At 50.6% G+C, this 22,799-nt stretch carries 23 protein-coding genes and 1 tRNA gene; 18 read left to right on the top strand and 6 right to left on the bottom strand.

What is annotated here, in order from left to right:
* Positions 1-220 precede the first annotated feature (220 nt).
* Positions 221-922, top strand: coding sequence for a Crp/Fnr family transcriptional regulator (locus tag P6574_RS14375; RefSeq protein ID WP_310620958.1), 702 nt, complete (start codon positions 221-223; stop codon positions 920-922).
* A gap of 71 nt (positions 923-993) precedes the next feature.
* Here P6574_RS14375 and hemN read toward each other — a convergent pair whose 3' ends face one another.
* Both hemN and P6574_RS14365 read right to left on the bottom strand, forming a co-directional pair.
* Positions 994-2,343: an oxygen-independent coproporphyrinogen III oxidase gene (hemN, locus tag P6574_RS14370; RefSeq protein WP_310620957.1), complete on the bottom strand. Its 1,350-nt coding sequence runs from the start codon at positions 2,341-2,343 to the stop codon at positions 994-996.
* A 200-nt stretch (positions 2,344-2,543) separates the two neighbouring features.
* Positions 2,544-2,813, bottom strand: coding sequence for a hypothetical protein (locus P6574_RS14365; protein ID WP_310620956.1), 270 nt, complete (start codon positions 2,811-2,813; stop codon positions 2,544-2,546).
* A 340-nt stretch (positions 2,814-3,153) separates the two neighbouring features.
* Here P6574_RS14365 and P6574_RS14360 point away from each other — a divergent pair, with 340 nt between their 5' ends.
* The 10 genes from P6574_RS14360 (at position 3,154) to P6574_RS14315 (ending at position 14,430) form a co-directional block, all read left to right on the top strand.
* On the top strand, positions 3,154-4,212 hold the full coding sequence (locus tag P6574_RS14360; RefSeq protein ID WP_310620955.1) for an AbrB family transcriptional regulator: 1,059 nt from the start codon (positions 3,154-3,156) through the stop codon (positions 4,210-4,212).
* 203 nt (positions 4,213-4,415) lie between these two features.
* Positions 4,416-6,071: a cytochrome-c oxidase, cbb3-type subunit I gene (ccoN, locus tag P6574_RS14355; RefSeq protein ID WP_310620954.1), complete on the top strand. Its 1,656-nt coding sequence runs from the start codon at positions 4,416-4,418 to the stop codon at positions 6,069-6,071.
* A 14-nt stretch (positions 6,072-6,085) separates the two neighbouring features.
* Positions 6,086-6,820, top strand: coding sequence for a cytochrome-c oxidase, cbb3-type subunit II (gene ccoO, locus P6574_RS14350; protein WP_310620953.1), 735 nt, complete (start codon positions 6,086-6,088; stop codon positions 6,818-6,820).
* A gap of 11 nt (positions 6,821-6,831) precedes the next feature.
* Entirely contained in the window at positions 6,832-6,990 is a 159-nt protein-coding gene (locus P6574_RS14345) for a cbb3-type cytochrome c oxidase subunit 3 (RefSeq protein WP_310620952.1), read from the top strand.
* Entirely contained in the window at positions 6,990-7,865 is an 876-nt protein-coding gene (ccoP, locus tag P6574_RS14340) for a cytochrome-c oxidase, cbb3-type subunit III (protein WP_310620951.1), read from the top strand. The genes P6574_RS14345 and ccoP overlap by 1 nt, the downstream gene beginning before the upstream one ends.
* A gap of 84 nt (positions 7,866-7,949) precedes the next feature.
* Positions 7,950-9,404 (top strand): cytochrome c oxidase accessory protein CcoG, encoded by a 1,455-nt coding sequence (ccoG, locus tag P6574_RS14335; RefSeq protein ID WP_310622164.1) that lies wholly within the window; start codon positions 7,950-7,952, stop codon positions 9,402-9,404.
* A 63-nt stretch (positions 9,405-9,467) separates the two neighbouring features.
* A complete protein-coding gene (locus P6574_RS14330) occupies positions 9,468-9,995 on the top strand; it encodes a FixH family protein (RefSeq protein ID WP_310620950.1) in 528 nt (175 codons plus the stop codon).
* A gap of 12 nt (positions 9,996-10,007) precedes the next feature.
* Complete coding sequence (locus P6574_RS14325; protein ID WP_310620949.1) at positions 10,008-12,242, top strand: cation-translocating P-type ATPase; 2,235 nt, start codon at positions 10,008-10,010, stop codon at positions 12,240-12,242.
* A gap of 5 nt (positions 12,243-12,247) precedes the next feature.
* On the top strand, positions 12,248-12,424 hold the full coding sequence (gene ccoS, locus P6574_RS14320) for a cbb3-type cytochrome oxidase assembly protein CcoS (RefSeq protein ID WP_310620948.1): 177 nt from the start codon (positions 12,248-12,250) through the stop codon (positions 12,422-12,424).
* A gap of 194 nt (positions 12,425-12,618) precedes the next feature.
* The gene (locus tag P6574_RS14315) at positions 12,619-14,430 is read left to right on the top strand and encodes an EAL domain-containing protein (protein ID WP_310620947.1); all 1,812 of its coding nucleotides are present in this window, start codon (positions 12,619-12,621) and stop codon (positions 14,428-14,430) included.
* Positions 14,431-14,522: 92 nt separating this feature from the next.
* Here P6574_RS14315 and hemA read toward each other — a convergent pair whose 3' ends face one another.
* The 4 genes from hemA to P6574_RS14295 form a co-directional block, all read right to left on the bottom strand.
* On the bottom strand, positions 14,523-15,821 hold the full coding sequence (gene hemA / locus P6574_RS14310) for a 5-aminolevulinate synthase (protein WP_310620946.1): 1,299 nt from the start codon (positions 15,819-15,821) through the stop codon (positions 14,523-14,525).
* Between the two features lie 496 nt (positions 15,822-16,317).
* Positions 16,318-16,512, bottom strand: coding sequence for a hypothetical protein (locus tag P6574_RS14305; RefSeq protein WP_310620945.1), 195 nt, complete (start codon positions 16,510-16,512; stop codon positions 16,318-16,320).
* A gap of 276 nt (positions 16,513-16,788) precedes the next feature.
* Positions 16,789-17,112, bottom strand: a complete 324-nt coding sequence (locus P6574_RS14300; protein ID WP_310620944.1) for a hypothetical protein — start codon at positions 17,110-17,112, stop codon at positions 16,789-16,791.
* Positions 17,113-17,347: 235 nt separating this feature from the next.
* Positions 17,348-17,422: transfer RNA gene (locus P6574_RS14295), tRNA-Thr, on the bottom strand.
* Positions 17,423-17,672: 250 nt separating this feature from the next.
* Here P6574_RS14295 and P6574_RS14290 point away from each other — a divergent pair.
* The 7 genes from P6574_RS14290 to infA all read left to right on the top strand — a co-directional run bounded on the left by P6574_RS14290 (position 17,673) and on the right by infA (position 22,779).
* Positions 17,673-17,822 (top strand): hypothetical protein, encoded by a 150-nt coding sequence (locus tag P6574_RS14290; protein ID WP_310620943.1) that lies wholly within the window; start codon positions 17,673-17,675, stop codon positions 17,820-17,822.
* 330 nt (positions 17,823-18,152) lie between these two features.
* A complete protein-coding gene (gene murA / locus P6574_RS14285) occupies positions 18,153-19,442 on the top strand; it encodes a UDP-N-acetylglucosamine 1-carboxyvinyltransferase (RefSeq protein ID WP_310620942.1) in 1,290 nt (429 codons plus the stop codon).
* 96 nt (positions 19,443-19,538) lie between these two features.
* A complete protein-coding gene (locus tag P6574_RS14280; RefSeq protein ID WP_310620941.1) occupies positions 19,539-19,970 on the top strand; it encodes a DUF2948 family protein in 432 nt (143 codons plus the stop codon).
* A 54-nt stretch (positions 19,971-20,024) separates the two neighbouring features.
* Complete coding sequence (gene hisD, locus P6574_RS14275) at positions 20,025-21,329, top strand: histidinol dehydrogenase (protein WP_310620940.1); 1,305 nt, start codon at positions 20,025-20,027, stop codon at positions 21,327-21,329.
* 26 nt (positions 21,330-21,355) lie between these two features.
* Positions 21,356-21,868: a UPF0262 family protein gene (locus P6574_RS14270; protein WP_310620939.1), complete on the top strand. Its 513-nt coding sequence runs from the start codon at positions 21,356-21,358 to the stop codon at positions 21,866-21,868.
* Positions 21,869-21,873: 5 nt separating this feature from the next.
* The gene (locus tag P6574_RS14265) at positions 21,874-22,314 is read left to right on the top strand and encodes an arsenate-mycothiol transferase ArsC (RefSeq protein ID WP_310620938.1); all 441 of its coding nucleotides are present in this window, start codon (positions 21,874-21,876) and stop codon (positions 22,312-22,314) included.
* A 246-nt stretch (positions 22,315-22,560) separates the two neighbouring features.
* The gene (infA, locus tag P6574_RS14260; RefSeq protein WP_310620937.1) at positions 22,561-22,779 is read left to right on the top strand and encodes a translation initiation factor IF-1; all 219 of its coding nucleotides are present in this window, start codon (positions 22,561-22,563) and stop codon (positions 22,777-22,779) included.
* The last annotated feature ends 20 nt before the right edge of the window (positions 22,780-22,799 follow it).

The raw sequence follows: 22,799 nt of genomic DNA, 5'->3' as shown, positions 1-22,799 counted from the left end.
GGAGTTGGTTTCTTTGCTTTGGATCAAGTTTCGTTTCAAGCCTGCGACACTTTGGCTCTCAAAGTCTCATTGCAAATTTCCACATTTCCTTCATCTATACTCTCAAATTCCTTGGTGAATTGATATCTGACATTGCAGGAATATCGGCAGGGCCGTTCATAGACCCCGTACCTCCCTGCAACATGCAACCATGCCACCTGTAAAGGTGTGAGGAGGGACTATGGAGCGTGCTAACGTATTGAACGGATTTGAGAGCGAGTATGTGGGAACGCATGCCGCTGCTTTTGGCCGACCGAACAATGGCAATGGCCGCCGCCAGCAAATGAAACCTCATGATGTGCTTTTCTATGAGGGAGATAAGGCCGACCGTATCTATGAAGTTATTTCAGGTGTGGTGATGCTTTATAAATTGCTTCCCGATGGGCGGCGCCAGATTGTCTACCTTGTGCGGGAAGGTGACATGTTGGGCTTCTCTAATCGTGAGCTTTTTGATTGTACTGCTGAAGCTCTCACAGGTGTGGAGCTGCAGGTCTATGAAGGGCGTGAGATAAAAACCTCTCCGCTAATGCAGCACTACGTTAACCGCTGCCTGCTGACCCAAATGGAACATCTGCACGATCACACAGTTCTTCTGGGTCGTAAATCCGCAATGGAGCGTGTGGCAAGCTTTCTCATGAGCTTGGTTCCCGATCGTGGTGGTATCGGGTGTACAGGGCCGGCAAAGGAAAATGAGCCGGATGCAAAGACAGTAATTTTGTCTATGACGCGTCAGGAAATTGCTGATTATCTGGGCTTGACCATTGAAACCGTTAGCCGCGTAATCTCCCAGATGAAGCGAAAAGGTCTCATTTCAGTCGAGAAGCATGACAGCATTCACATTCAAAATATTTGCAGCATCTGTCAGCTGACAGGAATGCATTAGCATTCCTCATACTTTGCCCCTTCGGATGAAGGAAGGGGCAAAGAGTACATTCTCAAAAGTTACTTTTCCAATCAAACGGCAACCGAATGTTGTGCCATCTGGGCTTTCAGGTAGGCATCGAAAGCGGCGGCGACCACACGGATATACCGCTGACCTTGTTCGCTCACCTGAACCCGCGCGCCGCTCACCTGCACCAGTCCATCGGTTTCCAGTGGTTCCAGCGCCTCAAAACTTTCAGCAAAATCCCCCAGTTTCATGTTGAAGCGTTTTGCCATTTCTTCAACGTCCACATGGTAGACCGTCATCAAACGCTCGATGATGGCTGCACGGCACCGGTCATCGTCGTCAATAGCAATGCCTTTTGAGGTCGGGAGTATCCCCTCTTCAATGGCGCGGGTCCAGTTGCGGGTGCTTGGGTCCGATTGAATGTATCCATAGGGAAGAAAACCGATAGAGCTTGGGCCAAACCCGATCAGGGTGTCGGCGGTATCGGTTGTATATCCTTGAAAGTTCCGGCGCAAAGTCCCTCTTTTCAGGGCAATGGCCATTTCATCATCAGGCAGGGCAAAGTGGTCCAGTCCGATAGCTTCATAACCGGCATCCAAAAGCGCATTGCGGGAAATATCAGCCAGCGCGATGCGCTCCTGAGTTCCCGGAAGTTTTTTCTCATCAATCAAACGCTGGTGCTTTTTGAACCATGGCACATGGGCGTAGCCAAACAATGCCACCCTGCTGGGGCCAAGTTCGCGGGTATATTCAACCGTTTTGCGAATGGACTCTTCGCTTTGGCAAGGCAGGCCATACATCAGATCAAAGTTGATAGCTTCAAGCCCCGCGCCGCGCAGGGCCATAACGGCTTTTTGCACTTGCTCAAGCGGCTGAATACGGCCAATTTCCGTTTGAACGTCCAGATCAAAATCCTGAACACCCAAGCTGGTGCGGTTAATGCCTGCCATGGCTAGAGTTTCGGCAAGGTAGGGTGTAACTGTACGCGGGTCCAGTTCGATTGCATGTTCGATCTGTGGTGAAAAGTCAAAGTAACTCTTCAGCTTTTCAGTGAGCTTCAGGAAATAGTCCCGTGGCAGCAAGCTGGGGGTTCCGCCGCCCCAATGGAGGTGGTGAACGGGCCGACCGGTTCCCAGATACTCCCGCATAAGATCAACTTCTTGCAAAAGTGTTTCCGCAAACGCGACCACCGGTGCCATCTTCTTGGTTGCCTTGGTGTTGCAGCCGCAATAGTGGCACATCTCCCGACAGAAGGGCACGTGCAAATAAAGAGAGAGAGGCTCTTCCTTTGGCAGCTCTTTCAGCCACTGGCCATATTCTGTCGCTGTCACAGCATTGGAGAAATGTGGAGCTGTGGGATAGGAGGTGTAGCGCGGAACATTACGCGTCGCGTAGCGCGTCTCTAGATCGGTCATTGAGGTAAAATACTCAGATCTGGATAGACGAACTTTGATCGAGGTCAAAGGCGGGCCTATAAACTGCTTAATCTCGTAGATCTGGCGAAAAACTTGGGGTTTCGAGCCGTAACTGTGTTGAATTGGAAGTAGGGTGAGGGTGGTGAATGGAGCTCATTACACGCACCACTTTAGGCGGTGAAAACGGTCTCAGTCTTTTCCTAGTTATCTTTTTCATCAAGGATATGGACCGCCTCATAATCTTGATAGTCATTGAGAGGCATGGTTGCATAGATTGCTTCCAATGCTGCTTCTGAATCCGCATGAAGGATGACCCAGCCAGCAGACCGGTCGGCCGCAACCAGTGCTAGATTCTCTTGTATTCCATCAGCAAGGCGTTTTTGGTCGGCGGCATTGGCTAGCGGGAGTTTTGAGATAATGAGAGATTTATCAACCTCAGGTTTAATAGTTGCTTTAACAAGGAAGCGCATAACTTTCCTTTCATCATCTAATCTCGACGGGTTCTGCCTGCATTGTTTCTAAACTTCTTACAGAAGCCTAAAGGGAATGCTAAATGTTAAGTTCGATAAAAATGAGACGCCTACTTGTAATGTAACAGTAAACTGTAAATGTTGCGAAAACTGTTACCAGATACTGGGTGTTTTGAGTAACTGGAATTTTGAGAGCTCTCGGCAAATTTTCGGGCCAATGTACGCGCATCTGGGCTGCGGTAAAGGTTCGACAATTTGAACTTTTCTTCTTTGGGTTGTATATTCTGTGCGCCTACGGGGGTTGTTCCCCTTCCGTTCGCAATAATCAAAAAGGTCCTATATGAAATTAGCCGCAGTAGATCAGTTAAAAGAGAGCCAGCTAAGTCAAACACTATTTGCTATAATCATCGGGTCTTTAGGGGCACTGGTGTTCACTATGCTTCAACTGCCGGCAGCTGCTTTATCAGGGCCGGTTCTGGCCCTTGCCATAGCAGGGGCTGTAAAGGTACCGCTCGCTTTCCCTGATCGGCTAAGAGATATTTGCCTGTTTGGAATTGGCATTGCAATGGGGCAAGCCGTTACGCCAGATACTCTGGATAGGATTGGATCCTGGCCCGTCACAATTGGGCTGATCCCTATTGTGGTTGGGGTAATTACGTTAGCCTCCTTCTCTTTTTTGTTTTTTGTGTGTCGTTGGGCGCGCGACCTTTCCTATTTTGCTTCCATTCCCGGTGCGCTTGGTTTCGTTGTTGCGGTGGCGGAAGAACGCCAGGCAAATTTAGCCCCGATTATGACAGTTCAGCTCCTCAGGTTAATCATTCTTGTGCTCTTCGTGCCTTCACTTTTGTCAAGTGTGCAGGATATTTCGGGTCATGAAGTCGCAATTCGGGAATTGTCCACACCCTTCGAGCTTGGCATAATTGCGACTCTTTGCCTCTTGGGTGCCAATTTTGCACATAAAATATCGCTGCCAGCGCCTCTATTGACGGGGGCATTTTTTGTGAGCTCAATTCTAGCTGGCAGCGGCGTGGTGACCGTCGTTCTTCCTCAGTGGTTGACGCTCCCGTTTTATGTGGGATTGGGCACTCTTGTTGGTACAAGGTTTGCGGGCATTCCCTTAGGTGACTTGCGCCGGTGGTCTGTGGTTGCGTTGGGCTCTTTTCTCGCGGGAATCCTAGCCTCGTCCGCTATTGCCTTTGCGGTGTCACAAGCGCTGGAAATACCGTTTGGTCAACTGCTTCTGGCGTATGCACCGGGGGGCATGGAGGTGATGGCGCTGATGGCATTCATTCTGGATTTCGACCCTGCATTCGTGGCTACACATCAGTTGGTTCGGTACATGGGAATGGTGGTTCTTTTGCCATTTGTAACTAATTTTCTTTTGGGAAAGAAAACCTAGTTCCAACGCTGATTGAGAAATGTGGCGCTATTGCGATTGGCAATATACGTAAAACTCCTTAATCAACAATTTAGAACAATTTTATTATAGAGAACCCGGCGAATTTGATCTCGATCAAGGGCGAGGCATTTTGCCATCCCTACTTTAACGTAACAGAGATTCAATCCGGAATCCGATTCTATATTGAGAATGAGGCTCACGTCATGACAGAACGTAAGGCCAGATACATAACGCTTGAGGAGGGCGGCTTTGCCGGATTCCTAACACTCATTGCGTTGATGTGTTTGATTGTGGCCGGCAAGACCTACGATCAGGTTTTAGCATTTCATGCATCTGTGATCGCAGTTGGTGCGGCAGCTGGTGCTTTTTATATTTTTCGTCGTTACTTCGATGGCACCAATACGCCAGCACCTTTAGAAATCGATGGGAAGCCTAACTACAATTTCGGTCCGGTTCGCGCCAGTACATGGCTCGCGACCTTCTGGGGCATTGCAGGATTTACGGTGGGCTGCATTATTGCTTTCCAGTTGGCTTATCCTGTCCTGAACTTTGACCTTCCTTGGGTTAATTTTGGTCGTCTGCGTCCACTGCACACCTCAGCTGTGATTTTTGCGTTTGGCGGTAACGTTCTGATTGCCTCATCGTTCTATGTGGTGCAGCGGACCTGCCGCGCCCGCATGGTTGGAAGCATTGCGCCTTGGTTTGTTATTCTGGGCTATAACCTGTTTATTGTTATTGCTGGTACCGGGTACCTTCTGGGCGTAACCCACGGTAAAGAATACGCTGAACCTGAATGGTATGCTGACTGGCTGCTGACAATTGTCTGGGTAGCATATCTGTTTGTGTTCCTCGGCACTCTTTGGCGTCGTAAAGAACCGCATATCTATGTGGCAAACTGGTTCTATCTGGCTTTCATCATCACGATTGCTGTTTTGCACGTGTTTAACAACGCGTCAGTACCGGTGAACATCTTCTCTTCTAAGTCCTACATTGTCTGGGGCGGTGTTCAGGATGCCATGGTGCAGTGGTGGTATGGCCACAACGCTGTAGGCTTCTTCCTGACAGCTGGCTTTCTGGCTATCATGTACTACTTCATCCCTAAGCGTGCGGGCCGTCCGGTATATTCCTACCGCCTGTCCATCGTACACTTCTGGGGCCTGATTTTCTTGTACATCTGGGCTGGCCCTCACCATCTGCATTATACAGCGCTGCCACAGTGGGCTTCCACTTTGGGTATGACCTTCTCAATTATCCTGTGGATGCCATCTTGGGGTGGTATGCTGAACGGTCTGATGACCCTGTCCGGTGCTTGGGATAAGCTGCGTACCGATGCGGTTCTGCGTATGATGGTTGTATCTGTTGCGTTCTACGGCATGGCCACCTTCGAAGGTCCGGCAATGTCCATCCGCGCAGTAAACTCCCTGTCTCACTACACAGACTGGACAATCGGTCACGTTCATGCCGGTGCGCTTGGCTGGGTTGGCTACATCTCCTTCGGTGCGCTCTATGCGCTGGTGCCATGGCTTTATGGCAAGAAGGACGTCTACTCCATGCGTCTGGTAAACTGGCACTTCTGGATTTCCACACTGGGCATCACCCTTTACATCTGTGCCATGTGGGTTTCCGGTATCATGCAAGGTCTGATGTGGCGTGCCTATGACAGCCTTGGTTTCCTTGAGTACTCCTTCATTGACACAGTGGACGCCATGCATCCGTTCTACGTGATGCGCGCAGTTGGCGGTACGCTGTTCCTCACTGGTGCACTCATCATGGTTTACAACCTCATCATGACTGCTCGTCGCGGTGAAAATGTCGAAACCCAAAGCATGCCGACCGCTGCGTTGGCGGCAGCCGAGTAGTCAGGAGATACATAATGTCTGCTTGGAAAAAGCACCAAATATTCGAGAAAAACTCCTTGATGCTGATTGTGGGCATCGTGGTGATGATCTCCATCGGTGGTCTGGTCGAGATTGTGCCTCTGTTCTACCTCAAGAGCACAATCGAAAAGACCGAAGGAATGCGTCCTTATACGCCGTTGGAGCTGGTGGGCCGGAATATCTACGTGCGTGAAGGGTGCTACGCCTGTCACTCACAGATGATCCGTCCTTTGCGCGACGAACTGGAGCGTTACGGCAACTACTCTCTGGCAGCAGAGAGCATGTATGACCGTCCATTCCAATGGGGGTCAAAGCGTACAGGTCCTGATCTTGCCCGTATCGGCGGTAAGTACTCCGATGACTGGCATGTTGATCACATGATCGATCCACGCTCAGTGTCGCCAACATCTGTTATGCCGGGCTATCCTTTCCTTGCGAAAACAGAGGTCAACGGACGTGACATTAAAGATCACCTGAAGGTCAATGCCATGTACGGTGTTCCATACACCGACGAGCAGGTCGAACAGGCTCAGGCGGATCTTTTTGCGCAGGCTCAGCCTGACACAGATGCCGCTTATGCGTTCGAAGAGCGCTATCCATCCGCAAAAGTTCGTGCCTATGATGGTGACCCGTCCAAGGTTACCGAAATGGACGCTCTTGTGGCCTATCTGCAAATGCTTGGCACGCTCGTGGACTTCAAACTCTACGACGAAAAAGCGAACTTGAGATAACGGAGAGCGCAATGAACGAGACCTATGAGTTACTTGCGGGATTCGCACAAACTGGTGGTCTATTATACTTCATGGCCATTTTCGCAGGCGTAGTTCTCTATGCTGTTTGGCCGGGGAATAAGGGTACCTTTGAAGAAGCCTCTCAGATACCGCTTAGGGAGGACGACTGATGTCCGATCATAATAGAGAAATTGATGAAATTTCTGGCGTGGAGACCACAGGGCATGAGTGGGATGGCTTGAAAGAGCTGAACAACCCGCTGCCACGGTGGTGGCTCTACATGTTCTACGGCTGTATTGTGTGGGCAATTGGCTACATGATCTTGATGCCATCATGGCCGCTTGTTGACAGCTATACCAAAGGCTTCCTCGGCGCTTCCCAGCGCGAGCAGGTGGCTGCAGAGTATTCGCAGGCAATGGGCGAGCGTGCAGCGCTTGGTGGCGAGTTGATGACCGCGTCTTTGGAAGAAATCCAGAGCACGCCAAAGCTTCTCGAGTTTGCCATGGCCGCAGGTGGTGCAGCTTTTGCTGACAACTGTGCGCCTTGTCACGGTACCGGTGCAACAGGCTTTGTTGGCTACCCGAACCTGCAGGACGACAACTGGATCTGGGGCGGTACGCTGGACGATATCGCTCAAACCATCTCCTACGGTATCCGCTCTGAGCATGAAGATACTCGTGTGGGCGAAATGTTGGCATTCGGACGCGATGAAATGCTCGATCAAGAGCAAATTCGCAATGTTGCAAGCTTTGTGGGCAAAGCGGCTGGCCTGTCAGCTCTTGGTGGTGCAGATCTTGAAGCAGGTAAAACCGTTTATGCGGATAACTGTGCAGCCTGTCACGGTGAAGATCTTAAAGGGTTGCAGGAGTTTGGCGCGCCAAACCTGACCAACCCAAGCTGGGTGTTCGGCCGTTCCGTAGAGGATATTGCAGCTCAGGTGAACAATCCACGCCACGGCGTTATGCCAGCCTGGATCGATCGTCTGGGTGAGACAACAGTCAAATCCTTGGCTGTATACGTCCACTCCCTTGGTGGCGGTCAGTAATATTCTGACAAAGTGATATAAGTCGGCGCGGTTTTCGTGCCGGCTTCCCCATTTTAAAAAGATATAGGCATACCGGCCATGAAAATGGATGTTGATCCCGCCAATCCTGAGAATGAAAGTTGGTTTGCGTCTGCAGCCAAAATTTATCCAGCAAAAGTTAAAGGCCGAATTCGAAACATTAAGTGGGCTATACTCGCGGTAACCCTCGGAATTTATTATTTTCTGCCCTTTATCCGGTGGGACCGTGGCCCCAACCTGCCCAATCAGGCCGTCCTGATTGATTTTGAGCGCAAGCGCGCCTATTTCTTTTTTCTCGATATGTGGCCGCAAGAGGTGTTTTACATAGCAGGTCTGCTTGTTATGGCCTCTGTAATCCTCTTCTTGATGAATGCCGTTGCAGGGCGTGTCTGGTGTGGATATCTGTGCCCGCAAACCGTATGGACAGACCTTTTCCTGCGCGTGGAAAGCCTGATTGAAGGGGACAGACGCAAGCGTATCGCGCTGGACCATGCTCCTTGGTCCGCCGAAAAAGTTACAAAGAAAGTTTCAAAGCATTTTATTTGGCTGCTGATCGCATGGTGGACCGGCGGTGCTTGGGTGCTTTATTTTGCCGATGCTCCCTCTCTGGTGCTCGACCTAGCGACAGGGCAGGCGTCTTGGTCCGCCTATATCTGGATCGGTATTCTAACCTTTACCACTTATTCTCTTGCAGGGATCATGCGCGAGCAAGTGTGTACTTATATGTGCCCTTGGCCTCGTATTCAGGCAGCGCTCACCGATGAGCACGCCTTGAACGTGACGTATCGCTATGACCGCGGTGAACCACGCGGACACCTGAAGGAAAACGAGAAGCGCAAAGCCCACGGGCTGTCAGCTGGTGATTGTATTGACTGTTATCAGTGCGTGAATGTGTGCCCTACCGGTGTGGACATCCGTGACGGTGTTCAGCTTGATTGTATCCAGTGTGGCCTGTGTATTGACGCCTGCGATAATGTGATGACCAAGGTTGGCAAGCCAACCGGCTTGATCGCTTACGATACGGATATGAATATCGAGCGGCGAGAGCAGGGGCTGGAGCCAGAGTTCAAGATCATTCGTCCTCGAACAGTCATCTACTCGTTGATCATCATCGGCATGAGCGCATTGATGATCTACAATCTGATGAACCGCCGCTATGTAGATTTAACTGTCGTTCATGATCGTAATCCGATTTACGTGGTTCAAAATGACCGCTCTATCCGCAACGGCTTTACGGTGCGCATGATGAACCGTGTTCCGGAAGATCAGCAATTTGTGTTGAGTATGGAAGGCATGCCGGAAGGCAGCTTTATGCAAGTCGTAGGTTCCCCAAAAGCCAACAGCGAGCAAGTACTGCTGGATATTGGACCAGATACCACCCGAGCTGTACGTGTTTTGTTGTTCTCGCCAAAAGGCACGACAATGCCCGACACAACGCCGTTCAACTTCAAACTTGAAAACCCGAATACGGGAGAAAGCCGCGTTATTGGTGATTTCTTCCGTGGACCTGATAGTAAATAGGCTTTTGTCTATCCTTCCCCCATCACCGGGATACCTGCGGGTATCCCGGAAGAGGATAAAAACATGGCAGTTTCTTCTAGTACAACACAAGGCACCGGCCCAAGAACCATTAAAGGTTGGCATGTACTTGCCGCCTTTTGCACTTTCTTCGGGATCATTTTTACAGCCAATGCCTATCTGATCTATATCGCGGTGGAGACATTTCCCGGCTTGGAAGTGGAAAGCTCCTATGAAGTGAGCCAAGGTTACAACAGCGAGATTGCTAGAGCCAAAGCACAGGCTGTGCGTGGCTGGCAGGTCAATGCGCAGGTGAACCGCAATAACGATGGCAGTGTGAACATTGGTTTGGATGCTTTGGATAAAGAGGGGAACCCGATTTCCCCGCAAAAAGTTCAGGTAACGTTCCAGCGTCCCACAATCACAACAACCGATGTGGTGGTGCCATTGCTGGAACAGAAGGTGGGACGCTATGTTGGCAATCTTGAACACCTTGCAGCAGGCAACTGGACTGTTATTGTGGAAGCATTTAGTGAGCAAAGTGATGCAAAGCCAGCCTTTGTCTCGCGCAACCGCACTTACTTGGAAGACTAGCTGGAACAGCCAATGAATGCCCATAGCCGAGATTGGGACGCCTTCATTACGGTGAAGGATGATGGCCATTCCACAATGGACTTGGCTGTAGACGGAATTACGTGCGCTGCGTGCATGTATGAAATTGAAAATAGCCTGCATAAGCTGGAAGGTGTCGAACGCGCCCGCGTAAACCTCTCCAGCCATCGCTTGTCGGTGGACTGGGAGAGCGAAGCGCAGGATCCTGACGTCCTTGTGGAGCGCTTGGAGTCTCTTGGGTATAAAGCCTATCCATTTGACCCCGCGCAGGTCAAAGAGCGCGGAGACGCGGTCGGTAAGGAGTTATTGCGCTCCCTTGCCATATCAGGTTTTGCTGCAATGAATGTTATGTTGCTGTCCATCTCAGTGTGGTCTGGCAACCAATCCGACATCGATATGGAAACGCGCGCGTTCTTTCACTGGATTTCCGCTCTCATCGCATTGCCGACTGTGGCTTATGCGGGCAGACCGTTTTTCCGTAGCGCCATAAAGGCTATTTCGATACGCCGCCTCAATATGGATGTGCCGATTTCTATCGGGGTTCTTCTGGCAACCGGCCTGTCCTTAGTGCAAACCATTCAGCATGCCAAGGATGCCTACTTCGACAGTGCCGTCATGCTGTTGTTCTTTTTGCTGGCGGGCCGCTATCTGGAGCACATTATGCGACGCAAGACGCGTAAGTTTGCTGAAAATATAGCTGTCTTGAAAGCAGAAAGTGCCGCCCGCCTTATGCCCGACGGCTCTACCATAGAAGTGCCCCTGTCCAAGCTGGAGGCAGGCGACAAAGTCTTGGTACGGCCCGGAGATCGCATCTCCGTGGACGGTGTAATTTTCAGTGGGACATCTGAGCTGGACCAAAGTCTGGTTACAGGCGAGACCGCTCTTCAGGAAGTCAGTGCGGGGGATCTGGTTTACGCTGGCACAACAAATACCTCCGGCACTTTAGTGATCACGGTACGGGCCGCGACCAAGGGCACGCTTCTTGACGAAGTCAATAAGCTTTTGGAAACCGCTCTTGAAGGGCGTTCGAAATATGTACAGATGGCCGACCGTGCATCACGCCTTTATGCACCGGTGGTTCACACTGCGGCTCTGCTTACCTTCCTCGGCTGGTTTGCTCTTGGCTCCAGCTGGCAGGATTCCCTTGTTATTGCCATCTCGGTTCTCATTATCACCTGCCCTTGCGCCCTTGGTCTTGCCATTCCGGTGGTTCAGGTGGTGGCGAGCGGGCAGTTTTTTTCCAGCCGTATCCTACTGAATTCGGGGGACGCCATTGAGCGCTTGGCGGCAGTGGATACTGTTATTTTTGACAAGACCGGCACTTTGACGCTGCCAGAGCCAACCCTTGTCGGCACCTCCGGCATTGACAGGGAGTACTTGGAATTGGCTGCGCGGCTCGCCTTATCTTCTTCCCACCCCTTATCCGAGGCTTTAGCAAAAGCTTGCGAGGCGGTTAAGCCTATTGAAGAGGCGCAGGAGCTGGCGGGGCAGGGGGTGCTAGCCAAGGTAGATGGTCACGAGCTTCGTCTCGGGTCTCCCGAGTTTTGTGGTGTGGAGAGCAACAGGCTGGAGCAGGCCCGCCTCCAGTACCCTCAGGCCTCTTTTATTGCTTTTGCAAGGGGAAGCGCCGAGCCCGCTTTATTCCCAATTGGACAACACCTGCGACAAGACGCAAGCGAGGTCATAGAAAAGCTTCAAAGGCGTGGCTTAAGCCTACAAATTCTTTCGGGAGATCGCGACAGTGCGGTTCAGCAGGTGGCCGAGGAACTTTCAATTGAGCACTGGCAGGCAGGATTGAAGCCACAGGACAAAATTGCCGTGGTGGAGCAACTGAGAAGTGAAGGTAAGACGGTCTTGATGGTTGGGGATGGCTTGAATGACGCGCCAGCGCTGGCGGCTGCTAGTGTCTCTCTGTCTCCCGTTTCGGCTGTGCATATCAGTCAGGCCGCGTCCGATGCCATTTTTCTGGGAGACAGCCTCTATCCCGTGCATGAAGCACTCATGATTTCAAGAAAAGCCCACGGGTTGATGAAACAAAACCTCTGGATATCCGCGATCTATAACTTCTTCGCGGTTCCCGTGGCGGTTCTTGGGTTTGTAACCCCGCTTCTGGCAGCTCTTGCCATGTCAGGTTCGTCTATTCTTGTGACACTGAACGCAATCCGTCTTAAAGTATCGCTTGGCCGTGTTCGCAAAACTGTGCCTTTGAACGCAACCAAGTCGGAGTAGGTTTTATGGAAATTCTTGTTTATCTCATTCCTGTGGCCCTTTTGCTTGGGGGCGCGGGGCTTGGTGCATTCCTTTGGTCCTTGAAGAGTGGGCAGTACGATGACCTTGAAGGGGCGAAATGGCGTATTCTGGATGATGGTGATTTGCCACTGCCGAAGAACAGGAGCGAGCCCAACAATTAACAGGCTGAACGGACCTATTTAACATTACGTATATGTAAGGTTGCATGTCATTGCGTCACTTGAACACCTATAAATAATCATCGGTGTCTTTTATTCAGTTTGAAATCGTCAAACAGTTTTCTAGCTGGTTTTGTAGTTGCACTCTCCTCTAGTATCGCGAATAACAACGCAATTATTTAGCGTGTGGGGCCTTCGTGAAATTGCAAGAAAACCAGAACGTGAAACAAGTGCAGGCGCGCGGGTGGAACATGCTGCTGCGGCTGTTTCTTTCTGGGTTTATTGCACCAGCCACTCTCGCGTTCTTCTGTTATTTTTTCCTCTCGCCACTGGTTGTCTTGAATGATGAAGTCCTGATGTGGCTTGGCGGCCTTGCTATTGTGTCCGGCAGTGTTGCCTGTTTCGCGGGTCTGAAAGATCGGGCAGCCCTGAAAGCCTTTGCACGTTCCGGGGATGAAGAGAATGAGTTTACCTTCTTTCAAAGGATCAGGGGGTCCAGCCGCAATCTGGAAGAAGCGAGGCAGGGCCTCAATAACCTTGTTGCCCGTTTCCGGTCAGAGCAACACGAGGCCCTGCGTAAACTGTCGGTAGACGAAAAGACAGGACTTATGGAACCTGCCCTGTTTTTCGCGACAGGAAAGAAGCTGCTTGCAGAGTTTGACGGCTATAAAGGGGAGTGCCATCTCATTGCTCTGGATTTGTTTGAAGGACTTCAAGGAGCCACTGGCTACTCCTATGAGAATATAGAGGGTGTTCTTGGCAGCGCCGCGCGGGTGATAGGCGAACAGCTGGAGCAGCTCGGCTTTCAGAACATGGCAACGCAACCGGATCAGTTGCATGGAACCATGTCGTCATTGAGTGAAAAGCACTCTGCAATCGCGTATGTCGCCCGCCCCGTGACCCATGAGTTTCTTTTGCTTGTCTTTGATGGGGCGGGACGAGAGGCCCTCCATGCACTTCCCAAAAACCTGTTACACTCTCTTAAGCTGGCGTTGGCCTCGGAGTATCCAGAGCTTCAACTGGAGCCTCGGGTCGGGCGGGCAAAGGCCGAGGCTGTAAGCCTTGCTAAAGCAAACGAGTGCTTTTCCGAGCTCTTGCAAAAAGCGCAGGTGGCACTGTCCCTGACCAAATTCACCGGAAGCACGGCATCAATCTCCAAGTCGGATTTGAACCTACGCCATAACGCAAGCCAGATGGCACGCCTACAGGAGCTGGACGCTGCATTGGAGGCCAAACAATTCTGTGTTTTCTATCAGCCACTGGTTCGAGGTTCCACCGGGCAGGTCTGCGGAGTTGAAGCGCTGGTCCGGTGGCCTCGCACAAAGACACAAATTATCGGCCCCTCGGATTTTTTGCCTCTTTTGGAGGGGTCTGAGCGGATGGAGCAGCTCGGAGCTATTGTTCTTGAAAAAGTGTGCGCGGATGCCAAGGTTATTAGGGAAACCTTCAAGTCCACTCGAATTGCCGTGAATGTATCCATCGGTGAGCTTATGGCCACGAACTTTTCGGAAACTGTTCTTACAACGCTGGAACGGTTTGATTTGGCACCAGACATTCTGGAGTTGGAACTGACAGAAACTCAGTGCCTTGGCGATGCAGACGCTGGCCTGCAGCAGATAGAGAAGCTCAGCAAAGCCGGAATCCGTTTCGCCCTTGATGATTTTGGGACATGCTATTCGGGGCTGGCCCGTCTGGCAGAGCTCCCCATAGACACGATCAAGATTGACAGGTGCTTTGTGGAGAATATTCAAGGGGATACGCGGCGACAGGCTATTTTGAGTGCCACCGCGTCCCTTGCAAAGGAAACAGGCACCCGTGTTGTTGCGGAAGGCGTCGAGACTTTGGAGCAGGCCTTATCCGCTCGTGATTGCGGTGTTGATATGCTGCAAGGCTATTATTTCTCAGGCCCCATGCCACTGGATACCTTGTTATCCTGGGGCGAGACATGGGCTGGTGAAGGACAACGTGGTTTTATGGAGAAGTTCAACCAGTCAAAGGAACTGGTGTAACAGTCCAGACACAAAAAAGGCCGGATTTAATCTCCGGCCTTTCAATATTTTCCAAAACACGTTTGAAGTGCTTGATGGCTTAGAACTGTTCTTTAACCGCCTGAGGCGTGGTGCAACACCTGTGCATTGTCACTAGCACTTGCAGCATCCAGCTCGCTGTCATTCGCCTTTGTGATACCCAGCTCCTGCCAAACACTCACAAGAGCATCGCGCAATTGCAGGATCAATGCATCATTGTGGGCTGGACCGGGAGTAATGCGCAGGCGCTCAGTTCCCCGTGGAACGGTTGGGTAGTTAATGGGCTGAATGTAGATACCGTGCTTTTCAAGCAAAAGATCGGTTGCCTGTTTGCACAGATCAGGATCTGCTACCAGAATTGGAATAATATGCGTGTCAGACGGCATAACCGGCAAGCCTGCAGATTTGAGAACCTGTTTGGTTTTAGCAGCTTGCTCCTGCTGGGCATCGCGCTCGATCTGGGATTCCTTCAGGTGGCGAATTGAGGCTTTCGCCGCAGCTGCCAGACCCGGAGGAATTGCGGTGGTGAAAATGAAGCCCGGCGCATAAGAGCGTACAGCATCAATTAGAGCCTGACTTGCGGTGATATAACCACCTAGAACACCGTAGGCTTTTGCCAGAGTGCCCTCGATTACATCAATGCGGTCCATCACATTGTCACGCTCACTAATACCACCGCCACGAGGACCATACATGCCAACTGCATGTACTTCGTCCAGATAGGTCATGGCATTGTACTTTTCAGCCAGATCAGCGATCTTTTCGATCGGCGCCACATCACCGTCCATGGAATAAACGGATTCAAAGCAAATGAGTTTTGCGCGGTCGTTGCCAGCCTCTTTGAGCAAGCTCTCAAGGTGGTCCAAATCGTTATGACGCCAGATCTTTTTGGCACAACCAGAGCCACGTACACCTGCAATCATGGAGGCGTGGTTCAACTGGTCGGAAAGGATAAGGCAGTCAGGCAGCAGCTTTGCAATTGTAGAAATTGCAGCCTCGTTAGAAACGTAACCGGATGTAAAGACCAGCGCGCCTTCTTTACCATGAAGATCGGCAAGCTCGGCTTCCAGCTCCACCAAAGGCCGGTTGGTTCCGGAAATATTGCGTGTCCCGCCAGCTCCGGCACCCATTTTCTGAACAGTTTCAGTTAAGGCCGTCGTAACAGTGGGGTGTTGCCCCATTCCAAGGTAGTCGTTCGAACACCAAACTACGATCTCGCGTTCAGCGTCATTTTGTGGCCATGCAGCGTTATTTGGGCGCCAGATTGCGTGTGGGTAGCGCCCTGCAATTCGTTCTAAATCCGCAAAAATACGATACCGTTTTTCGTCTTTCAGTGAAGCGATGGCATCACTGAAGATGTTTTGGTAATCCATCGAGTATCCCTTATCGGCGATAAATATTAGAGATATTCCAACCTTATCTGATTAGAGCCAGCCTGTCGCAGGTCATTTTGACGCAACATTACATTCTTGTATAACAGCGTCTCCCCTTACCATAGGCCAGCCCTAAGGTGCCAGAGTTTTGTGTTTATCGCGTAAAAATAAAGGCACAGCTTATCGGCAGCTGAGTGTTGTTCTGCCAAAGTTAATGCGCTCTGGAAATAAATACCCAAATATGACGAAATTGGGTTGGGTTAACGTCCAGTTACGCATCGTGTTGACGGGCAACAAGAATAATAGGGCGAAAAAAAGCAGAGCTTGAATTCATCCCCCAAGTTCTCTGCACTATTTAGTCGCCCTGCAATATTGTCCAAAGAATTTCTTCAAATGTTAATAAATGCTGGCAAATGCAGCCCCTCTCTAAAGGATCGGGGGGGAGCGCGCGGGGGATGTGGAGTTTTCTTTAAGATACTTCGCCCTGAGGAAGTTACTAAGAGGCGCCTGCAGCTTTCTTTATTGCTTCCTTAGCTGCACTCCACTTTTCAGAGGGGAGGGACGTAACGAGGCGGATGAGCGAAGCAAATTCGTTTTCTTCCATTTGGTAGTTTAAAAGAGACAGTTCGGCTTCGGAAAACGGGCCGTGAGTCTCCAGGCCTGCTTCGTCTTTTCTTATTACCTGATCCATCTGATACCTCCAGCAGCATTTGTAGTAAGGTCTGGTTACAGGACGGAAAACCGGTAGATGTGCCCCCCGTTTTCTCCTGTCCATCGGGTGCAATTCATCTCACTTGGAGATTGAGTGACACCTAAATACAAGAAGAGATTTGCAGCCGTTTTGAGGTCTGTAAAGGCGTAAAGAGCTGAAAACCGGATAGACCACTGCGGAATTCACAGTGTTTCATTGTCATCTATACCATGAGTGGAACTGCCTAAATGCGATCACTAGTATGGGCTGTGTTGCCTACCTGTTTTGGTCCACAAACAGGGTGCCTTTGTAAGTTTTTCCAAATTTAATAGCTTTTGATTCGTTTTGTTCCGTGTCTAGATTTTCCTGAGGGCTGAGATCAAGGATCTCTTTTCTGGATTTACGGGACAGAAGATCGTCTGCAAGACTGACAAGAAGTGTAATGGGCCAGAAGATGGCCTCCACATAATCCCTGGTCTTTAAAGTGTCTCCCCTCACAGTCGCAAGGTCACGAGCGCTGAGAATGAACATCAGAATAACAATGGAATAAAAAGTGGCACCAGCAAGGGCGAGCAAAGCAACAACAAAAATAGCAACCATTGGAGTTTCCATTTTCTTGATTAACAGGAGCTTTCCGGCATGTAAGAAAGCCGGGCCCTTTGCAAAATGCGGAGAAACCTACAAAAATGCAAATGCAAAGCGCACTTGATATTAAGGACCTCTTAGGGGGAAGTATTGGGGTTTATGTTTATTTTATGGAGTTTGAAGTATGTGCAAACAAAAGCGTGTAAATACGAAATAGTATTTTAGGAAATTTTATATTTTAAGGGAAGAATGGTGCTGCGAGGGAGGATTGAACTCCCGACCTCACCCTTACCAAGGGTGCGCTCTACCACTGAGCTACCGCAGCATCGTGTGAAGTGAACTTCACATTGTCGTTGAAAATCAATAGGATCGATTTTCTTCAGTCCGTGGGGCATCCCCGCCGGACGAGGAGGCTTTTGCCATAACCTCTGCGAGGGTGCAAGTGCATTTTTTCCAATTATGTGGAAACTCATGGATTTACGAAAAATCCTAGAGTCCCGGTCCTCTAGAAATTGTAGGGAAGGACCTTTAAAAATAAGGTTATCTCAGGAAAATAGGGTTCGGAGGCAATAATTGTGAGCGACCAGAACAAAGACCAGCAAAAAACAGCTGGTGAAAAAAGCAAGGTAAAAGAAACTCGGGAGGACCGTCTGGCACAGGCTTTGAGGGCCAATCTGCGGCGGCGTAAACAAGCGGTCAAGAAATCCCAATCACCGTCAGAGTAGGGAAAGGGCGCGAGGTTAACAGGGATAAGAGAGTTGGGGGGCAGATTTCAATTAGTTTTTTAGGGCTTGCCCCTATTATTAATAGGAGTGGTTTTTCCTTTGACCCTTGGTCGGGAAGGGTTGCTCTGAAGGCCATTGTGTTTTCAACTCCCAAGTTGAAAGAAATAGACACAAGACCATTCACTGGGCAGGCTTTCAGGGGAATTTGAACAGGAAAGCCGGTGTTTGTGCCATAGCTTCGCCTTGAATCATCATTAGGCAAAGTGTTAAGGGACAAATCAAATGGTCAGTGTGCTCGGCTGACTTTCTATTTCGGGGAAATATAAACATATGGACAAAATTCGCATAGTGGGCGGAAACCAGCTTAATGGGACAATTCCCATCTCTGGTGCAAAAAATGCTGCACTGCCATTGATGATTGCATCCCTCTTAAGCGAGGGTACGCTCACTTTGGAAAACGTTCCACGGTTGCGTGATGTTGCCCAGCTTATGCAGATCCTGTCAAACCACGGGGTTGATTACTCGGTGGACGGTAAACGGCAGGGGCAGAACCTCCTCACAGGCCAGACACTGCATCTGCGTGCTTCCGATATTGTAGATACAACCGCTCCCTATGACCTTGTTTCCAAAATGCGGGCAAGCTTCTGGGTCATCGGCCCTTTGCTTGCCAGAATGCATGAAGCGCGCGTTTCGCTTCCCGGTGGCTGTGCAATTGGCACACGGCCTGTGGACTTTTTCGTACAGGGCCTGAAAGCTCTGGGCGCTGAAATCGACATTGATCGCGGCTACGTGGTGGCCAAGGCGCATGGCGGCTTGAAGGGCGGGCGGGTCACGTTCCCGAAAGTCTCCGTTGGGGCAACCCACACGGTGCTGATGGCTGCAACTCTGGCCAAAGGGGAAACCGTTATTGAAAATGCCGCGCGCGAGCCGGAAGTTGCCGATTTGGCCAACTGTCTGGTGGGTATGGGCGCGAAAATTGAAGGTATCGGCTCTGATACGCTTTATATTCAAGGCGTTGAAGGTTTGGGTGAGCACCGCCATCCTGTTGTGCCCGATCGTATTGAAACCGGCACCTATGCCATGGCCGTGGCCATGACAGGGGGCGAAGTGGTTCTGGAAGGTGCGCGGGCTGATTTGCTGCAATCCGCTTTGACGACCCTCAGTCAAACAGGTCTGGAAATTACAGAAACCAGCGCGGGCCTCAAGATTTTCCGCAATGGCAATGGCATTGAAGCCGTTGACGTGGTCACCGACCCGTTTCCCGGCTTCCCAACAGACCTTCAGGCCCAGTTTATGGCTTTAATGACCAAAGCCAAGGGTAAAAGCCGCATTACAGAAACTATTTTTGAAAACCGTTTCATGCATGTGCAGGAACTGGCTCGCCTTGGTGCGGATATTACACTGGATGGCCAGATGGCGACCGTTAACGGTGTGGATCAGCTTCACGGTGCTCAAGTGATGGCAACGGACCTGCGAGCTTCTGTGTCGCTGGTTATTGCCGGCTTGGCTGCCGAAGGCGAAACCGAAGTCAGCCGTGTTTATCACCTTGATCGCGGGTTTGAGCGCCTTGAAGACAAATTGTCTGCGTGCGGCGCTGTCATTGAACGTATTTCCGCCTAAGCAGTCCAGTAGGAATGCAACAGGCGATGATTTGATTTCGGGTAGGGGGCTGCGCACAAAGCGCATGTCCCCTTACCTTTGAAGGGGTATAAAGATATGCATATGAAGCTGGTCGCCATGGATCTGGAAGACCTGAATGTTGTGTCCGCAATGGTTCAGGATGCCGTTTTGAAGGTGGGTGAAATCCAGTACCTGCCTCAAGAACAGCAACTTCTCATTTCCATGAACCGGTTTGTCTGGGAAGCCTCGAAAGAGGGAAAAGGGCAGAACGAGCGCCGCCGCACTGTCCTTGCCCTTGCCCGTGTGCAGGGCGTGCAGGCCAAGAAAATCAACATGAACCGGAAAGATGTGGTTTTATCTTTGCTGGCTGTGCGCTTTGAAAGCGAAAACGAGCCTGCCGGACGTTTGATCTTGGAGTTCTCGGGTGGAGCTGCTATTGCAGCGAGTGTAGAGTGCCTTGAGGTGCAATTGACAGATTTGGGTGCTGCCTGGGCAACCGAAAACAAACCGCACCATCAGGTTGATTAGAGTTAGGTTCGCAGACAGGTTGCAAAGTCTGAAGAGTATTGGGAAATAAACATCGTGGCCGTTAAAATATCCTTCGAGCAAGAAAATTTTGAAGAGGAAATCAACCGCTTGCTTTCCAGTAAACGGGAAGTCTCAGATGATGTTGACCATGTTGTTCGCGATATCTTGCATGAAGTGCGTACGCGCGGCGATGCGGCTGTGCTGGAATACACGAAGAAATTCGACCGCCTTGACGCCGCCTCCATGGATGAGCTGAGAGTGAGTGAAAGGGAAATTGAAGAGGCAGTTGCCTCAATTTCCGAAGAAACACTTGCTGCATTGCAACTGGCCTGTGACCGGATACGCTCCCACCACCTCAAACAGCTGCCTGAAAGTAGCCGCTATACGGATTCCATTGGTGTCGAGCTGGGCTCCATCTGGACGGCGATTGAAGCGGTCGGGGTTTATGTTCCAGGTGGTCTGGCAAGCTATCCATCGTCAGTTCTCATGAATGTGGTGCCTGCCAAGGTTGCTGGTGTTGAGCGCATTGTCATGGTGGTGCCGAGCCCAGACGGGGTTTTGAACCCGCTGGTTCTGGCAGCTGCAAAAATGGCAGGTGTTTCAGAGATTTACCGTATTGGCGGTGCGCAAGCCGTTGCAGCGCTGGCCTATGGTACGCAATCAATCAATCCGGTTTCAAAGATCGTTGGCCCCGGTAATGCGTGGGTTTCAGCCGCCAAGCGCCGTGTGTTCGGTACGGTTGGAATTGATATGATCGCTGGTCCTTCCGAAATTCTCGTTGTTGCAGACGGGCAGAACAACCCTGATTGGGTGGCGGTGGATCTCCTTTCGCAAGCTGAACACGATCCGGTTGCCCAATCAATTCTCATTACTGACAGTGCTCAAATGGCAAAAGATGTGGATGAAGCCGTAAAACGCCAGCTGACAACTTTGCCGAGAGCGGATGTGGCGGGGCGCTCCTGGGAGGGTTATGGTGCAATTATCACGGTCCCAAGTTTGGAGGATGCGATGGCGCTCTCCAACCGGTTTGCTCCAGAACACCTTGAACTTGCAGTAGAAGATCCCGACGCCTTGCTGCCCTTGATGCGTAATGCGGGGGCTGTTTTTATGGGGCGCTATACCCCGGAAGCGGTTGGCGATTATGTAGGGGGCTCTAATCATGTTCTGCCTACAGCCCGTTCAGCGAAATTTTCCTCTGGCTTATCTACTCTAGATTTTGTAAAACGCACTTCTGTGTTGCGTTGCAATATGGATAATTTGGCTCAAATTGGGCCAGCAGCCATTAGCCTTGCTGAAAGTGAGGGCTTGCACGCACACGGAAAATCGATTGCCATTAGGCTAAATCGATCGAGCCAATAAGTTGGGATTGTTAGAAGCGCGGGACTATGGGTGAATCTGCTTCCAGCGGCACACAGGTAGAACAGGAAGACGATTATGAGCGCCTGTTCGAGGTAATTCTAGACCCCGATTCTATCATGCGTGCCAATAAAGACGTTGAGAGGGAGCGGAAGGTCGCTATCTTTGATCTTGTTGAAGATAACCGATTTTCTCCCGTTGGTGCCGAGTGTGGTCCATACCGGCTGGACTTGTCTCTTATCAAGAAAAAACTTGTTTTCATGATAAGAGACGAGTGCGGAACCGAGGTGACCACGCATATCCTTTCCACGACTCCTTTCCGTAGGATCATCAAAGATTACTTCATGATTTGTGATAGTTACTTTGAAGCGATCCGCACAGCCTCACCAACCCAGATCGAGGCTATTGATATGGGACGGCGCGGCGTGCATGATGAAGGCGCACGTACGCTTGAAGAACGCCTCAAAGGAAAGATCCACGTGGACCACCAGACAGCAAGGCGTTTGTTTACCCTGATTTGTTCGCTGAGGTTAACCGGGTAGGCCCTATGGATGGACCCGTGGCGCCGCCGAGTGCAGTTCTCTTTATTTGCAGAATGAATGCCGTCCGCTCTCCTATGGCGGAGGCGTTGATGGGGCAGTTGTTTCCAAAGAGCGTTTATGTGCGTTCATGCGGTGTGTTTGCGGGAGTGCGAGACCCCTTTGTTGATTCTGTTATGGATGAAATCGGGATCTCGATGGAAGCGCATCACCCCAAAACCTACGATGATTTGCAAGAGGGTGGGTTTGACCTGATCATCACGTTGACGCCGGAAGCGCACCATATGGCATTGGAGCTGACAAGAACCCAGCATGTGGACATTGTCTACTGGCCCACTCTGGACCCCACTTTGGTGTTCGGCAGCCGGACTCAAATTCTGGATTCTTACCGGCAGGTGAGAGATTCCCTGCGAAAACGCATTATTGACCTTATGGAGCCCTCACCATAACCCGTGATTTTGCAGGCCCTTTAGGGTGGGTGCGAAATTCAAACCATTGTAATAATATACTCAAAGGTAACGAGTGGGTTATACACTCGTTAAAAACTGGCGTTTTATCCGCTTCGGGCTGTTAAATACGAGAATTAAAGAGTAAAACTGCGCCAGATGCGCACGTCTTTGCACAGGCAATGGTTTCCTTTCGGTGTGTTATCCGCTAGGTTCCGCCAAAATTGTAGAAAGCTATCAGGAATTCATATGGCTAAAGAAGAAATGTTGGAGTTTCCAGGTGTTGTTACCGAACTCCTTCCCAATGCTACGTTTCGCGTGAAATTGGAAAATGATCATGAAATTATTGCTCACACTGCCGGTCGTATGCGTAAGAACCGCATTCGTGTACTTGCGGGCGATAAAGTTCTGGTGGAAATGACACCGTATGATCTGACCAAGGGCCGCATCACTTACCGTTACAAGTAAGCGGTGTAGACAGGGCAGCA

The sequence above is a fragment of the Pseudovibrio sp. M1P-2-3 genome, from assembly GCF_031501865.1.
GTDB classification, from domain to species: domain Bacteria; phylum Pseudomonadota; class Alphaproteobacteria; order Rhizobiales; family Stappiaceae; genus Pseudovibrio; species Pseudovibrio corallicola.
This window is presented reverse-complemented; position numbering and strand designations above follow the sequence as displayed.

Coding starts and splice junctions, on each gene's coding strand:
- P6574_RS14375 (WP_310620958.1), top strand. CDS start 221: ATGGAGCGTGCTAACGTATTGAACGGATTTGAGAGCGAGTATGTGGGA.
- hemN (WP_310620957.1), bottom strand. CDS start 2,343: ATGACCGATCTAGAGACGCGCTACGCGACGCGTAATGTTCCGCGCTAC.
- P6574_RS14365 (WP_310620956.1), bottom strand. CDS start 2,813: ATGCGCTTCCTTGTTAAAGCAACTATTAAACCTGAGGTTGATAAATCT.
- P6574_RS14360 (WP_310620955.1), top strand. CDS start 3,154: ATGAAATTAGCCGCAGTAGATCAGTTAAAAGAGAGCCAGCTAAGTCAA.
- ccoN (WP_310620954.1), top strand. CDS start 4,416: ATGACAGAACGTAAGGCCAGATACATAACGCTTGAGGAGGGCGGCTTT.
- ccoO (WP_310620953.1), top strand. CDS start 6,086: ATGTCTGCTTGGAAAAAGCACCAAATATTCGAGAAAAACTCCTTGATG.
- P6574_RS14345 (WP_310620952.1), top strand. CDS start 6,832: ATGAACGAGACCTATGAGTTACTTGCGGGATTCGCACAAACTGGTGGT.
- ccoP (WP_310620951.1), top strand. CDS start 6,990: ATGTCCGATCATAATAGAGAAATTGATGAAATTTCTGGCGTGGAGACC.
- ccoG (WP_310622164.1), top strand. CDS start 7,950: ATGGATGTTGATCCCGCCAATCCTGAGAATGAAAGTTGGTTTGCGTCT.
- P6574_RS14330 (WP_310620950.1), top strand. CDS start 9,468: ATGGCAGTTTCTTCTAGTACAACACAAGGCACCGGCCCAAGAACCATT.
- P6574_RS14325 (WP_310620949.1), top strand. CDS start 10,008: ATGAATGCCCATAGCCGAGATTGGGACGCCTTCATTACGGTGAAGGAT.
- ccoS (WP_310620948.1), top strand. CDS start 12,248: ATGGAAATTCTTGTTTATCTCATTCCTGTGGCCCTTTTGCTTGGGGGC.
- hemA (WP_310620946.1), bottom strand. CDS start 15,821: ATGGATTACCAAAACATCTTCAGTGATGCCATCGCTTCACTGAAAGAC.
- P6574_RS14305 (WP_310620945.1), bottom strand. CDS start 16,512: ATGGATCAGGTAATAAGAAAAGACGAAGCAGGCCTGGAGACTCACGGC.
- P6574_RS14300 (WP_310620944.1), bottom strand. CDS start 17,112: ATGGTTGCTATTTTTGTTGTTGCTTTGCTCGCCCTTGCTGGTGCCACT.
- murA (WP_310620942.1), top strand. CDS start 18,153: ATGGACAAAATTCGCATAGTGGGCGGAAACCAGCTTAATGGGACAATT.
- P6574_RS14280 (WP_310620941.1), top strand. CDS start 19,539: ATGCATATGAAGCTGGTCGCCATGGATCTGGAAGACCTGAATGTTGTG.
- P6574_RS14270 (WP_310620939.1), top strand. CDS start 21,356: ATGGGTGAATCTGCTTCCAGCGGCACACAGGTAGAACAGGAAGACGAT.
- P6574_RS14265 (WP_310620938.1), top strand. CDS start 21,874: ATGGATGGACCCGTGGCGCCGCCGAGTGCAGTTCTCTTTATTTGCAGA.
- infA (WP_310620937.1), top strand. CDS start 22,561: ATGGCTAAAGAAGAAATGTTGGAGTTTCCAGGTGTTGTTACCGAACTC.